Below are 14331 nucleotides of genomic sequence, written 5' to 3'. Positions count from 1 at the left end.
AATTTACTAGGTCTGTCGGTCTTTCAGTTTGCTTAAAGCCGTTATGCTCACGCAGTAGCCTAATGAATTTCGAGCGCTGATGCTCATGAACTGAAGATATCTCACTTCCTGGATAACTATTTATTCAGCACCATCCAAATCCGCAATAATTCTTCATGCCATGGATGTTGTTTTGAATTCATAAGCCCAATGTTGTAAAGTTTTCGATAAAGTGAAAGCGTCATTAGTCCAGCTTAATCTATTTTGGAAGTAGGGCCGCAATTCCTCTCCTATTCCACATCCCCACAATTCTAGATGCTGCTGCTCGCACCAAGCAATGGCTTTTAATAAGTGATTCTTTAGAAACTCATCGCCATTCGCTTCAATGGTGGCTCGATCCATTGGACAGCCATCGGAAAAGAGAATAAGTTTTTTATTTGAGCTTTGTCCAACATCACTTTTTTGTAAGCGTTCTGCTGCCCATAGCAGTGCTTCACCATCAACACTCTCTGTATAGATTTCAGGCCTCAATAGAGCGGCTATTCCTGATCTTGATCGCCGCCAGCTCGTATGAAAATTCTTGAAGATCCAGTGGGCACGTTCATTAAGTCGTCCTGGGTTTGCTTCCTGACCATTTTTTTTCCACGCCTTAAAAGGTCTGCCGCCTTGCCAGGCCCTAGTGCTGTATCCTAAAACTTCAGTTTGTATATGCGCTTGATCTAGAATTCTGACTAAAGCATCGACACAGCAGGCAATCTGAATACGCTGTTCCTTCATAGATCCTGAGCAGTCGATCAAAAGGGTAAATTTTGCCTTTGGCTTTGGGTATTGGTAAGGCTGCTTATGCAGTATCGGCTGTAATGGTGAAGTTGCAGCTCGAATAAGGTATCTCCGATCAATTAACCCTTCAGCTTCTGTCACCCTCCACTTGTTGTAAATACGTGTTGAAAAAAGCTGCTGATAGTGGCGGGTTAGTTTTGCCCATGGAATATTTTCAGAACTGAGTGCCTTGTTTAAATCTTCTTGGTAAATAGCTAATTGAGCAGGTCGAATTTTTTTCTGGGCTTCAATTTCAATATCATAAGTATCGTCATAAACATGATAATTATTGAGGGCTTGTCTTAGATAGAGATTTTTTTCATATGAGGATTGGCCAAGAACTGCACGATATGCTTGGTTTTTTTCCGTATTTGGAGGAATCCATTCGATCTGTAATAGTGAGGAACTTTGTTTTTTTCGCTTACTCCGAATGCTGGGATTATCTCGATATTCCTCTTCAATAAATTGAGCAACTAACCTCACTACCTCGATAGATACTTTTGAGTAAGCCGTTTGATCCTGACGATATTTTTTGAGTGCGACGAGTAAATGCCCGATGCTGTCGGCTATTCCTGCACGTGTAGACTCCACTATATCTTGTATCAGATGTGGCATTTCTTGGCCATTAAGCTTCATCCATACCGTTGAAAAGACGGTAATTAGTAAAAGTCCAATACTGCCTTCGACCCCACCCGTAGCGATAAATTGTTGTGTCCACGACATAAACTGAGTCTGAATATTTTGCCTGCTCCCCTTAAGACTTTTTGGGCAAATACTTTCAACTCTTAGCTGCTCCAGCACTTCAAATATTAGTGACTCAACCATTCCTGTCGGACTTAGCAATTTGTGTAAATCTGAGTCGGAATATCGTAAGCGTAAAGCGATGCCATCAATAAGCCCGCGTGGATATGACCAGGTAGCCTTTAAATTCTCAAGCTGGAGGTGGGGCGCGATTGAATCAAATGGCGCACCTCGATGAAATAATCTCCAGTCTCTAATTTGGGCGCTCATATCACCTGACAACGACCTGATCATCGCGCCATATTGCTTTTGTTCTTCGAAATCCTGATGATTTTGGGTTTGCACGCTTGATCAGTAGTTTATTGATTTAATGTTGTATCTGGATGAAGCTCTACAGCAAAGCACCTCTGGAAATATTCAGCAATCAATATCTTTTCCTCTGCTTCGCATTTATTTAAAAATGCTAAGGCAAATGCTAGATGAAAATCTTTAAAGATGCGCCAATTTTCGCCCCAGGTGATCAGGGTTCTAGTGGACATGAGAGTGGAGAGGTCCCCGGCCTCAAAACCCGCCCTTGTGAGATTGGCAAGAGCAATCATTTGTTCCGATTGTTCAGGGGAAAGTTCTGGGACTTTCGATAATAGGATCTTTTGTTCCTCCTGCGGCGCAAGATAGTTAAGGGCAGCAACAATGTCCCATCGATCCATTTGGCCATGATTGAGTAGTTGGGTTCCTTGATAGAGCCCATTCCAATTCCCTAGTCCAACAGTATTACTAGTGGCGAATATCCGAAATGCAGGATGCGGTTCGATCACTCTATTTTGATCTAAGAGGGTGAGTTTTCCTTCTCGCTCAAGCATGCGTTGAATCACAAACATCACATCAGGCTGACCTGCATCATATTCATCCAAAATCAGTGCAATCGGGCGCTGTAAGCTCCAAGGAATTAAGCCTTCTTGAAAGCGGGTAATCTGCTTTCCGTCTGCGAGGATTATCGTATCCTTGCCAATCAGGTCCATACGGGTAATTTGTCCATCGAGGTTGATGCGTAAACAAGGCCAATTTAAACGCGCAGCCACCTGCTCTATATGAGTAGATTTACCGGTACCGTGCATTCCTTGGAGCATTACCCTCCTATTGAAGGCAAAGCCAGCCAGAATAGCTAGGGTAGCTTCAGGATTTAATTGATAAGCCGGGTCCACAGGTGGAACAAGATCGGATAACTGGCTAAAAACCGGAATTTGAAAATCAGCGTAGCTTTTACATTCCGGGAAGATAGTGTGCAGTCCAACCAAGAGATCTGGCTGGGCATGAGTTAAATTGTGTGAACTAGGGCTTTCAGTCATCTTATCTACTTTTAGAGGTCTTAATATCTTGTGAAATATATTCCAGATTGGAGTTTATATGCTTGACTTTAACAAAATAACACCATTATTATCAATATTGTAGAACAAATCGTTCCATTTAATCGAATATTTAGGAGAGCTTTATGTCCCAGTCTGGCGCTAAATTACCTGTTGGCCCCCAAAAAATGACCCCATCTGAAGCCTTTGTGGAAACAATGGCCGCTAATCAGGTGACAGATATCTTTGGAATTATGGGTTCCGCTTTTATGGATGCAATGGATATCTTTGCCCCTGCAGGTATTCGCTTGATTCCGGTTGTTCATGAGCAGGGCGGTGCCCACATGGCTGATGGCTATGCGCGCGTTAGTGGTCGTCATGGTGTGGTGATTGCACAGAACGGTCCTGGTATTAGTAATTGCGTTACAGCTATTGCGGCGGCCTATTGGGCGCACACCCCAGTTGTAATGATCACGCCAGAAACGGGAACGATGGGTATGGGCTTAGGTGGCTTTCAAGAAGCCAATCAATTGCCGATGTTTGAAGAGTTCACTAAATATCAGGGACATGTAAATAACCCAAAAAGAATGGCTGAATTTACGGGCCGCTGCTTTGATCGCGCTATGTCAGAGATGGGTCCAACCCAGTTAAATATTCCTCGTGATTACTTTTACGGGGAAATTGAAGTGGAGATTCCGCAGCCAAATCGCTTGGATCGCGGTCATGGTGGCGAAAAGAGTTTGGATGAAGCGGCTGAGCTATTAGCTAATGCAAAATTTCCAGTGATTATTTCTGGTGGTGGCGTAGTTATGGGTGATGCGGTTGAAGAATGTAAAGCCTTGGCTGAAAGACTTGGCGCCCCGGTGGTGAATAGTTACTTGCATAATGACTCTTTCCCAGCCAGTCACCCTTTATGGTGCGGCCCTCTAGGCTACCAAGGCTCTAAAGCGGCAATGAAGTTAATATCCCAGGCTGACGTGGTGGTTGCATTGGGCTCACGCCTTGGGCCTTTTGGAACTTTGCCCCAACATGGCATGGACTATTGGCCTAAGAATGCCAAGATTATTCAAATTGATGCTGACAATAAAATGTTAGGCTTAGTTAAGAAGATTTCTGTAGGTATTTGTGGTGATGCTAAGGCCGCTGCAATTGCCTTAACCAAACGCTTAGATGGTAAGACTTTGGCCTGCGATTCTTCGAAAGCGGACCGTGCAAAAACGATTGCCTCAGAGAAGGCTGCTTGGGAAAAAGAGCTAGATGAGTGGACCCATGAAAAAGATTCCTTCAGCTTGGATATGATTGAAGAGCAAAAGCAAGAAAAAACACCAACTGGTGGAACTTACTTACATCCACGTCAAGTGTTGCGTGAACTTGAAAAAGCAATGCCTGCTGATGTGATGGTATCAACCGATATTGGTAATATCAATTCAGTAGCTAACAGTTATTTGCGATTTGAAAAACCAAGAAGCTTTTTAGCTCCGATGAGCTTTGGTAATTGCGGTTATGCATTGCCTACAGTGATTGGTGCTAAAGCTGCCGCTCCTGAACGTCCTGCGATTGCTTATGCTGGCGATGGTGCATGGGCTATGAGTATGGTGGAAATTTTGACTGCAGTTCGTCATGACATTCCAGTAACAGCAGTTGTATTCCATAATCGTCAGTGGGGTGCAGAGAAAAAGAATCAGGTTGATTTTTATAACCGGCGCTTTGTTGCTGGCGAATTAGAGAGTCCAAGTTTTGCTACTATGGCCCAATCCATGGGTGCTGAGGGAATTATTGTTGATCAGCTTGATCAAGTGGGCCCTGCACTTAAGAAGGCGGTTGATATGCAAATGAACGAGGGTAAGACCTGTGTGATTGAGATTATGTGTACTCGTGAATTGGGTGACCCCTTCCGCCGTGATGCATTGTCGAAGCCTGTACGGTTCTTAGATAAATATAAGGATTACGTTTAAGTTTCAATTATTTGAATTTAAAAGACCCAGCCTAGCTGGGTTTTTTTATTTAATCTATTAAAAAATAGAGAAGTAGTCAGCTAAGCTTGGGCGAGCTCGACCCAACTTCTCTTTAAGCACTGTACCGATCGTAATAAAGCAGATGGGTTCTTCTTCACTAGAGAGTTCAAAAAGTATCCGAATTCTGTGGCTCTGCAGTGCTTTGCCACTAGATAGTCCAGAACCAAAAGCTAGCGCATTAGCGCTCAAAAGGATATTCTGAATAGCGCATCCTAATGAAATTAATTTCTCTTGCTTGCTGATTTGAATATTGGAGTCTTGATAGTTTGCAATAGCCAGTAAGAGGAGTGGCCCTCGAAATGCTTTATCTCTTGCTTCTTGTAACTGAGTTGAAGTGGCATCAGTATCTCGCTCAAGTAGGCATTGATAAAATACCTCGCCTAAAAGAGCCCGACTACTTTCCCCAATTTCTACAAAGCGCCATGGAACCATCCTTCCATGATCGGGAGCCGCATTTGCTGCTAGTAAGATTTGTTCTTTTTGCGCTAGATTAGGGCCTGGACTCCCCAGTCTTTTAGGGGATACATGGGTTCTACCATGAATGAGTTGTTCTGCAAATTGACTCATCATAGTAAGTTGTTGTTCATGAGACTCTTTGGTAATAGAGGTTTTGTGGGTGATTTGCCTCAGCAAAGAACATCCATCTTTCAGCAAGTAAGCCGATAACATTAATGAATAAGGATAGGGCAATCAGTGAGGTGTTCGGGTTGCTAATAGTGCTGGCGATGAGAATCATCGGCAAAACATAGGCGCATAAGAGAATCACTTTACGAATGTTACTGATGACCCGATCCGTTTGATGATGAAAAAATTCTCGAGTATTAAAGCTTCCGCCCATTAATCCCATCGATGTTTGACGAATAGGATTCCCTTTGATGCCAGTAGCTGAAGCCAAGGTGGAGACAGGCTTCAAGCCTTTATTGCGGCGCCAGATCCATAGCTTGAGATTAAGTGATATGAATAAGAGGATAAAGGCAAGAATCGATAAACTACTATTACTAATTCCGTTCATAGGTTCGCCCCAAAGAGCTAAGAGTAGTTCGAGCAAAATGAACCCTGAGCTCATGCCCAAAAGTATAAAGTTACTCATAGTCGAAGGATGTGACCATTCTTGGATAAAACGTATGCACTGATAGATTTTGGCGGTACAAATCCAAAGAATAACCGTAGAGATTAAGAGGGCGATCCAAAGCCACTGCGGAACTTGATTGAGGTAGGCGTAAAAATAAGCGAGGCAAGTAATAACCATTAATGCCGGCAAGACTATTACCTCTCTTGACAGCCAGGAGGTACGCCACATCGTTGCTGAACGCCAAGCACGCTCAGGCCGCCCCAAATGAAAGATAGATGCTACTAAACCCAGAATGAGAAGTCCAAGCCCAATGGGTAAGGCAAGATTAGTTAAAAAGGAGCTCGAAATAGGTTCAGCATTCAAACTGAATAAGGCTAAAAAAAATAGCAGGCCTTGAGCCATGCCTGCAAGGGTTGTAAAAATAATGATTGAAAATTGTGGACGCATTAGTTGTCATTCCTTGCTGCTTCAATAGTTTCCATAATCGAGCGCGGTAGATAGTGATTTGCTGGTTGGGTTTCCCATTCTGGCATCAACGCATACCCACCCCGTTCTTTAATTGCTTTACTTGCATCAGACTCGGGATCATGTACATCACCAAAAATACGGGCACTAGTTGGGCAAGCCATCACGCAGGCAGGCTTTCTTTCAGATTCGGGTAAGGTTTCGCTATAAATTCTGTCCACACACAGGGTGCACTTTGTCATTACTTGGCGTTCTTGATCAAGTTCTCTAGCACCATAGGGGCAAGCCCAAGAGCAGTAGCTGCAGCCTATGCATTTGTCATAATCAACCAATACAATTCCATCCTCTTTGCGCTTATAGCTAGCGCCGGTAGGGCAAACTGGCACACAAGGCGGCTCCTCACAATGCAAGCAAGACTTTGGAAAATGTACAGTTTGAGTATTTGGGAAGGTTCCAGCTTCAAAGGTTTGTACGCGGTTAAAAAAAGTACCACTAGGGCTGGCGCCATAGGCATTGAGGTCTGTCAATGGACCGGCTGACCCAGAGGTATTCCACTCTTTGCAGGACGTTACACAGGCATGACATCCAACACAGACATTGAGATCAATGACGAGGGCAAGTTGTTTATTGGCACTCATAGATTTCCTCCGGATTTTTTAAGCGACATTCCTGGCACTTCAAAAGCTTTTACTTGCGGCCATGTCTCTTTAGGCTCATTTTCATCTGCAGGGGCTAATCGAACTCTGACGTCATACCAGCCAGCTTGTCCAGTGATCGGATCAGAATTACTCACAGTAAAGCCACCTAAAGGGAGTTCTTCTGTAATTAGGTGATTCAATAAAAATCCCTTCTTGGACTCATCAGCATCACTGCTAAGACTCCAAGCAGATTCCGCCTTACCTATGGCATTCCAAGTCCAGACTGTGCCTGGATCAACTGCCTCTGAATGTCTTGCCATACATTTCACCTTACCCCATTGGGATTCAATCCACATCCATGCCCCATCTGCAATGCCGGCTGCTAAGGCGGTTTGCGTATTGACATATAAATAGTTATGGCTATGTATCTGTCTTAACCAGGCGTTTTGTGAGTCCCATGAGTGATACATCGCCATCGGACGTTGCGTGATGGCATTCAGAGTGAATTTATTTAAGTCAGTTACTTCATCTTCAAGTGGGGGATACCAAAAGGGGAGCGGATCAAAATATTTAAAGATGCGCGCCTTTAGGTGCTCAGGAGGTTGTGCTCCTGGACGCTTACCAGTAGCAGCTAGTCTGAATCTTTGTAAGATGTCGGAATAGACAGCAATCATGATGGGGTCATTTTTTTGTCGTAGGGCATTTTCCTTGGAGAAATCAAGGTATCCCTTATTCCAATTTCGCATGTATTGATGCTCTGGGGGCATGTGATATTGATGAACACAATTGTTCTCAGCATACTTTTCCCACTGATTGGGGTTGGGCTCACCTTTTAGTGGCTTGTCTCCATTCTCACCACGCCAGCCACCCAGAAATCCAATACCTGAATCAGGTGCAGTTTGAAAGCGAGTAATAAAGTCCGGATAGTCTTTAAACTTTCTCGCTCCTTCAGCAGTTGTAAATGCCGGAAACTTTAAACGTGAGGCCAGTTCAATTAAGACCTCTTGAAATGGCTTACATTCTCCTAGGGGCTCTAGTACAGGAATTCGTACAGAGTCCACTGGGCCATCAAATTCTGAAATAGGTCTATCTAACATACTCATGACATCATGGCGTTCAAGATAGGTTGTATCTGGCAGAACTAAATCTGCAAAATCCACCATTTCGGATTGAAATGCATCGCAGACGACTAAAAAAGGAATCTTAAATTCACCATCTTCATTTTTAGAATTAAGATGCTCCCGAACTTCCATCGTATTCATGGTGGAATTCCAGGACATATTAGCCATGAAAATCATCAATGTATCGATAGAGTAGGGATCACCCTTCACTGCATTTGTAATCACGTTATGCATTAAGCCATGGGCTGCTAATGGGTGCTCCCAGGAATAGGCCTTATCAATTCGCAATGGCTTGCCTTGAGAATCTAGAGCCAGATCTTCCGGCTGAGTTGGCCAGCCAAGCGGTGGCTTAGCAAGAGGAGTGTTAGGCTTAATATCATTCTCAGAAGAGGGTGGCTTTGCATTCGGAGGTACTTGTCTTGGATAGGGTGCTTTATGCCGAAAGCCTCCAGGGCGATCAATGGTGCCAAGTAAGGACATCAATACAGCTAGACCTCGAGTTGTTTGGAAGCCATTAGAGTGCGCAGATAGTCCTCGCATAGCATGAAATGCTACTGGCCTACCCGTGACGGAGTTATGTTTTTCACCCCATGAGTCAGTCCAAGGGATTGGCAATTCAAACTCTTGACCAAAAGCAGTATCAGCCATTTCAAGTGCAAGCTTACGGATCCTTTCTTCTGAAATACCGGTAATAGCTGCAGCCCATTCAGGACTTGTTTCGCTAACTTGTCTTCTGAGTAGTTCGAATGCGGGCACTACTTTTTTGCCTTCATGTGGACCAGGGCCCATCACATATTCACCCACCAATGTAGGTAAAGTTTCCTTGGCGAAGCAAGGTTTTGCACTTTGAGATATTTCATCCCATATGTATTTGTTATGGGGTAAGTCGCTATTCAGTGGGTCTGAGTCTGGGTCATACAAGAATAGCCCTTCTTCAGGCCCTGAATCCATACATACGAGTTGGGATGAGTTGCTGTAGCGCTTTAAAAAAGCCGCATCATATTTTTCTAGTCGGATTAACTCATGCATGAGGGCCATGAATAAGGCGCCGTCTGTGCCCGGTTTAATTGGAATCCACTCATCTGCAATCGCTGAATAGCCTGTACGCACCGGATTTATTGAAATGAAGCGGCCGCCTGCTCTTTTAAATTTAGAGAGAGCAATCTTCATTGGGTTGCTGTGATGGTCTTCAGCAGTGCCAATCATTACAAATAACTTTGCTTGATCTAAATCGGGCCCACCAAATTCCCAAAAGCTACCACCGATTGTGTAGATCATGCCTGCTGCCATATTCACCGAGCAAAATCCTCCATGTGCTGCATAGTTTGGTGTGCCAAATTGCCGGGCAAATAAACCGGTTAGCGCCTGCATTTGGTCGCGGCCAGTGAAGAGGGCAAACTTTTTAGGGTCGCTAGCGCGAATCTTTGCTAACCGTTCTGTCAGTATTTCAAATGCCTTATCCCAGCTAATTGCTTCAAATTCTCCGTTACCTCTTTCACTACCCGCCTTTCTTAGGAGTGGCTGGGTAATGCGTGCCGGAGACTTCTGTTTCATAATTCCAGCAGATCCTTTAGCGCAAATGACACCCTGATTAAGTGGGTGATCAGGATTTCCATCTATATAAACTAATTCACCATCTCGAAGATGCGCCCTGATTCCACAGCGGCAAGCACACATGTAGCAAGTTGTCTTTTTTATTTCAGTAGTTGGCGCTGTATTCTTAATAGGATCATGTACAGGTTCATTGGAAAATATTTTGAACATAGTTTTACTTAGAATTTAGATTTTTAGCAAGAAGAATAGCCATCGCAGTAGATGCAACTCTTGAAAAAACAGAGTCAGACCTAGAGGTCAGGACAATAGGAACTTGAGCGCCTAGAATTGCTCCAGCACATTCAGCTCCCGCCATGTAAACAAAGGATTTATAAAGAATATTTCCGACCTGTAGGTCGGGGACTAAAAGTAAATCTGGATCGCCAGCTACCTGGGATGAAATTCCCTTAATCTTAGCTGATTCCGCTGAGATGGCGTTATCAAAACCAAATGGGCCTTCAATGATTGCCCCAGGAAAAATAGGATTAGTTAGATGCTCGTCAACGATTTCTTTTGCATCAGTAGTCGATTGCATTGCCAGGTTAATCACTTCGGTTGCCGCAATCAAGGCTACCTTGGCATTACTTATCCCCAGTTTTTTGAGAGCGCTTAAGCTATTGAATAGTATTTCACGTTTGAGTGCAGCATTGGGCGCAATGTTGACAACTGCATCGCTTATTCCAATTAGCTTATGGTAGTGAGTTAGTTCAAATAAAAAGAGATGACTAATACGCTTGTCTGTGCGCAATCCATCCCTACTAACAATCGGCCCCATGAGTTCCTCGGTATGTAGGGAGCCTTTCATTAAGGCTAATACTTTCCCATCTTTCACCATTTCGACTGCTTTTTTAGTTGCCAATATTGGGTCATCGGGTGTGTCTACCGTTAGTGCGCCATCAAGTGAAATTTTGGCGCTCGCAGCAAGTTCCAAGATGGGGCCTATTGGGCCAATTAAAACGGGGCTACATAAACTCTTTTTAATGAGTTCGGCAACCGTCTCTAAGGCGGGAATGCTTAGGGGATAGACTACTCCTAAAGGGAGATCGCCCTTAGCCTCCTCGATGATTTTTTCTAATAGGGGGTATTCCACTTTGAGTTCAATCCTTGAAGGTTATCGCTCCAACACTTAATTAAGACAGTGTTCGAGAAATTTGCGCTGCAGCTTCTTTGAGTTTAGGGATATGCTCCATTGCCTGATTGAGGGGGAGTCTTGCTGTAGCAGCATGAACCGCAATAGCTGCTACAACTTCACCCATGGAGTCTCGGACTGGAACGGCAACACAGGAAACACCCAAAACATATTCTTCATTATCAACAGCATAGCCTGTAGAAACAATCCTCTCAAGCTCAGACTCTAGCAAATGATGATCGGTGATTGTTCTATGAGTAAATTGTTCAAGAGGTAAATTTTCTAGAATTCTAGAGCGTTCATCCGCAGATTTGAAGGCCAGTAAAAGTTTTCCACTTGCGCTGCAATGGGGTGGCAGCACTGTTCCCGGAGGCAAATGTAAGCGTAGGGCCCAATTTGCTTCAACTCTGTCGAGGTAAAACAGTTCACCGCGCCTAAGAACCGCGAGATTGCAAGTTTCCCCGAGGTCTGACACTAGCTTTCGTAGGATGGTATGTCTTATTGCAGAGGCTGAATCATGGGTAAGCGTGGATATTGCTAGCGTTGATAAACGCTGGCCGGGGGCATACGTTCTTCCCCCGGGTTCTCTGGCGACCAAACTTGCTTCTTCAAAAATAGCCAATGTCCTATGAAGGGAGGCCTTTGGCATCCCTGTAATTACCATTAGCTGGGCTAGGGTTGCCGGTTGTTTTAAGCCAACTAGGGCCTCTAGAATGACGACCCCCTTAAGCATTGAGGAGTTTTCACTAGAAGCATCCCTTCTTGCTACATCAAACTGGTCGTTAACTTCTAAATCAAGCATGGGTTTTAGATCTCATGAATTGTGTCGTTTTGTTCATTCTAATGGAGTTAAGCAGTTATTAAAAGGAAAAATGTAAGTATTTTTACTAATACGAAACAACTTGTTCCGTTCAGTAAGATGGAATATCCTTTGTAAAGTACATAAAAAAGACTAATATAAGTCTAGTACATAACTCAAAAGGAGATAAGGTCATGCGTATAAACAATATACTGGTCGCTACTGTTGTGTGGGTGCTCTCATTTGGTTTTATTCAGGCTGTTAATGCTCAGGCTTGGCCAACTAAGCCCATAAAATTTATCGTGCCTTATCCACCTGGTGGTGGGACTGATGTCATTGCGCGAATTATGCAAGAGCCCTTAAGTCAAGCTTTGGGGCAGCAAGTTATTATTGACAATCGGGGTGGGGCAGGCGGCTCCATTGGAACTGACATTGCAGCAAAGTCGCCAGCGGATGGTTATACAGTTCTGTTTACTCTTTCTTCACACACAATCAATCCGGCTATTTATCCAAAGTTGGCATTTGACACTGAAAAAGATTTCTTGCCGGTATCTTTGGTGGCCTCACTACCGCAGATCTTAGTGGCCAACCCAGATTTTCCAGCTAAGACAGTTAAAGAAGTGATTGATATGGCTAAAACCAAACCGGATGCAGTTTCATATGCATCTGTAGGTAATGGCTCTCCAGGACACTTGGCCGGAGCAATGATGGCCAACTCTGCAGGCGTAAATATGATGCATATTCCGTATCGAGGCGGTGGCCCTGCAATTACAGATGTCATTGCAGGGCAGGTTCCGCTGTTATGGGTGTCAATCCCAGCAGCAGCTAATTATGTTAAGACTGGCAAGTTACGTGCCCTGGCTGTATCAACAGTGAAGCGTTCCCCAGTTTTTCCGGAAGTACCAACAATGGCCGAATTGGGCTTTAAGGATTATGAGGTGGACTCTTGGTACGCTATGTTTGTGCCAGCAAAAACCCCCCAGATTATTGTCGATAGGCTGAATAAAGCTACCATCAAAGTTTTATCTGAGCCAAACGTCAAAGAAAAACTGATTGCGCAAGGCGCAGAAGCAGTAGGCAGCACTCCAGCTCAACTGGGTACGATAGTTACAAAAGAACTAGTTAAATGGAAAAAAGTAACTAAAGAAGCCAGCATCAAAGCCGAATAATTTACTGCAACCCCAAAAGAAATTCCTAACAAAGAAAAGCCATGACACCAGTAGAAAGCATTGTTGAGAAAGGGCGTGCAGCCCAGAAGGTTTATGAGCAATTTAGCCAAGCGCAGGTGGATTTAGTAGTAGAAGCAGTCGCATGGGCAATTTTAGAGCCCAAGCGCAATCAAGAGCTTGCAGAGTTAGCAGTTAAGGATACTGGACTTGGTGATGTTGCAGACAAGTTTAAGAAAAACTTTCGCAAAACACTGGGTCTTGTTAGGGACTTAAGTCATGCTAAGACAGTTGGGGTAATTTCTGAAGATTTAAAGACAGGACTGACGGAGTATGGCCGCCCAGTTGGTGTAGTTGCCGCTATTACACCCTCCACGAATCCGGGAGCCACTCCTATTAATAAAATTCTGAATGCCTTGAAATGTCGTAATGCTGTAGTAGTTGCACCTTCTCCTAAGGGGATGTCGACCTGTGCACGACTCTTAGAATTTGTGCATCACCAGCTTGATCAGGTAAATGCCCCGCGTGATTTAGTGCAAATGTTACCTTCCCCTATTACAAAAGACTCTACAAATGAATTAATGCGTCTAGCAGACCTAGTGGTTGCTACGGGCTCACAAGCAAATATTCGAGCTGCTTACACTTGCGGTACACCTGCGTTTGGTGTTGGGGCTGGTAATGTCTTAGTTATCATCGATGAGTATGCAGAGTTAGCTAGTGCGGCAAATAAGATCTTAATATCAAAGACTTTTGACAATGCAACCAGTTGCTCTAGTGAAAACGGTGTGGTTATTTGTGCCCCTGTATATGACCAAGCAATCGCTGCTTTAGAGGCTGTTGGTGGACTAATGCTGGATGTCGCGGATAAAAAACGCTTGCATGAAGTCATGTTTTATAACGGTAAGTTAACATCTACTCTAACTGCCCAGAGTCCAGCTGTTATAGCAGAGCGAGCTCAATTACAAAATCCTAAGGCAAAATCAGCTAAATTTTTTATGGTTGAGGAAGAAGGTTTTGGCCCCTCAGCGCCATTTTCTGGAGAGAAACTTAGTCCAGTCCTCACTGTGTGGAAAGTAGAAAATTTTGAGTCAGCAAAATCATTAATTTCTAATGTGTACTCCTTCCAAGGTGCAGGACACTCTGTTGGACTTCATACCTCTCAATCTGGAGATATCATGGAGAGTCGTGCAGCCTCACTCGCCCAGCAATTGCCCGTCGCGCGTATTATTGTTAATCAAGCCCACACTGTTGCAACAGGGGGTAGTTTTGAGAATGGCCTGCCATTTTCTCTGTCTATGGGGTGTGGTACTTGGGGGAAAAATAATTTCTCCGACAATATGACCTATCGTCATTATCTTAATATTACTAGGGTGGTTAGACCGATTGCTGAGAAGGTTCCCAAGGTAGAGGATTTGCTTAAAGGGTATTTCAGCCGTTTTCCTCAGTCTTAA

At 44.0% G+C, this 14331-nt stretch carries 11 protein-coding genes; 3 read left to right on the top strand and 8 right to left on the bottom strand.

What is annotated here, in order from left to right; all coding sequences use genetic code 11:
• Positions 1-153 precede the first annotated feature (153 nt).
• Together B0G85_RS02550 and B0G85_RS02545 are read right to left on the bottom strand one after the other, a co-directional pair.
• Complete coding sequence (locus B0G85_RS02550) at positions 154-1884, bottom strand: cobaltochelatase CobT-related protein (protein WP_100378860.1); 1731 nt, start codon at positions 1882-1884, stop codon at positions 154-156.
• Between the two features lie 14 nt (positions 1885-1898).
• On the bottom strand, positions 1899-2885 hold the full coding sequence (locus B0G85_RS02545; protein ID WP_100378859.1) for an AAA family ATPase: 987 nt from the start codon (positions 2883-2885) through the stop codon (positions 1899-1901).
• A gap of 143 nt (positions 2886-3028) precedes the next feature.
• Between B0G85_RS02545 and xsc the strand changes: the two genes are divergently transcribed.
• A complete protein-coding gene (gene xsc, locus B0G85_RS02540) occupies positions 3029-4837 on the top strand; it encodes a sulfoacetaldehyde acetyltransferase (RefSeq protein WP_100378858.1) in 1809 nt (602 codons plus the stop codon).
• Between the two features lie 57 nt (positions 4838-4894).
• Here the strand turns inward: xsc and B0G85_RS02535 are convergent, their stop codons facing one another.
• Genes B0G85_RS02535 through B0G85_RS02510 form a run of 6 tightly spaced genes read right to left on the bottom strand, consistent with a single transcriptional unit; the run spans position 4895 to position 11717 of the window.
• Positions 4895-5467: a nitroreductase family protein gene (locus B0G85_RS02535; protein ID WP_100378857.1), complete on the bottom strand. Its 573-nt coding sequence runs from the start codon at positions 5465-5467 to the stop codon at positions 4895-4897.
• A gap of 13 nt (positions 5468-5480) precedes the next feature.
• Positions 5481-6416, bottom strand: a complete 936-nt coding sequence (locus B0G85_RS02530; RefSeq protein ID WP_100378856.1) for a dimethyl sulfoxide reductase anchor subunit family protein — start codon at positions 6414-6416, stop codon at positions 5481-5483.
• Positions 6416-7072, bottom strand: a complete 657-nt coding sequence (locus B0G85_RS02525) for a 4Fe-4S dicluster domain-containing protein (RefSeq protein WP_100378855.1) — start codon at positions 7070-7072, stop codon at positions 6416-6418. The genes B0G85_RS02530 and B0G85_RS02525 overlap by 1 nt, the downstream gene beginning before the upstream one ends.
• The gene (locus B0G85_RS02520) at positions 7069-9957 is read right to left on the bottom strand and encodes a molybdopterin oxidoreductase family protein (RefSeq protein WP_100378854.1); all 2889 of its coding nucleotides are present in this window, start codon (positions 9955-9957) and stop codon (positions 7069-7071) included. Before B0G85_RS02520 ends, B0G85_RS02525 begins: the two co-directional genes overlap by 4 nt.
• Before the next feature lie 4 nt (positions 9958-9961).
• Positions 9962-10876, bottom strand: a complete 915-nt coding sequence (locus tag B0G85_RS02515) for a bifunctional enoyl-CoA hydratase/phosphate acetyltransferase (RefSeq protein ID WP_232725904.1) — start codon at positions 10874-10876, stop codon at positions 9962-9964.
• A gap of 40 nt (positions 10877-10916) precedes the next feature.
• Positions 10917-11717 (bottom strand): IclR family transcriptional regulator, encoded by an 801-nt coding sequence (locus tag B0G85_RS02510; RefSeq protein ID WP_100378852.1) that lies wholly within the window; start codon positions 11715-11717, stop codon positions 10917-10919.
• A 191-nt stretch (positions 11718-11908) separates the two neighbouring features.
• Here B0G85_RS02510 and B0G85_RS02505 point away from each other — a divergent pair, with 191 nt between their 5' ends.
• A complete protein-coding gene (locus B0G85_RS02505; RefSeq protein WP_100378851.1) occupies positions 11909-12883 on the top strand; it encodes a tripartite tricarboxylate transporter substrate binding protein in 975 nt (324 codons plus the stop codon).
• 41 nt (positions 12884-12924) lie between these two features.
• Positions 12925-14331 (top strand): acylating sulfoacetaldehyde dehydrogenase, encoded by a 1407-nt coding sequence (sauS, locus tag B0G85_RS02500; RefSeq protein ID WP_100378850.1) that lies wholly within the window; start codon positions 12925-12927, stop codon positions 14329-14331.

Source organism: Polynucleobacter brandtiae, from assembly GCF_002797575.1.
Classification (GTDB): Bacteria; Pseudomonadota; Gammaproteobacteria; order Burkholderiales; family Burkholderiaceae; genus Polynucleobacter; species Polynucleobacter brandtiae.
This window is presented reverse-complemented; position numbering and strand designations above follow the sequence as displayed.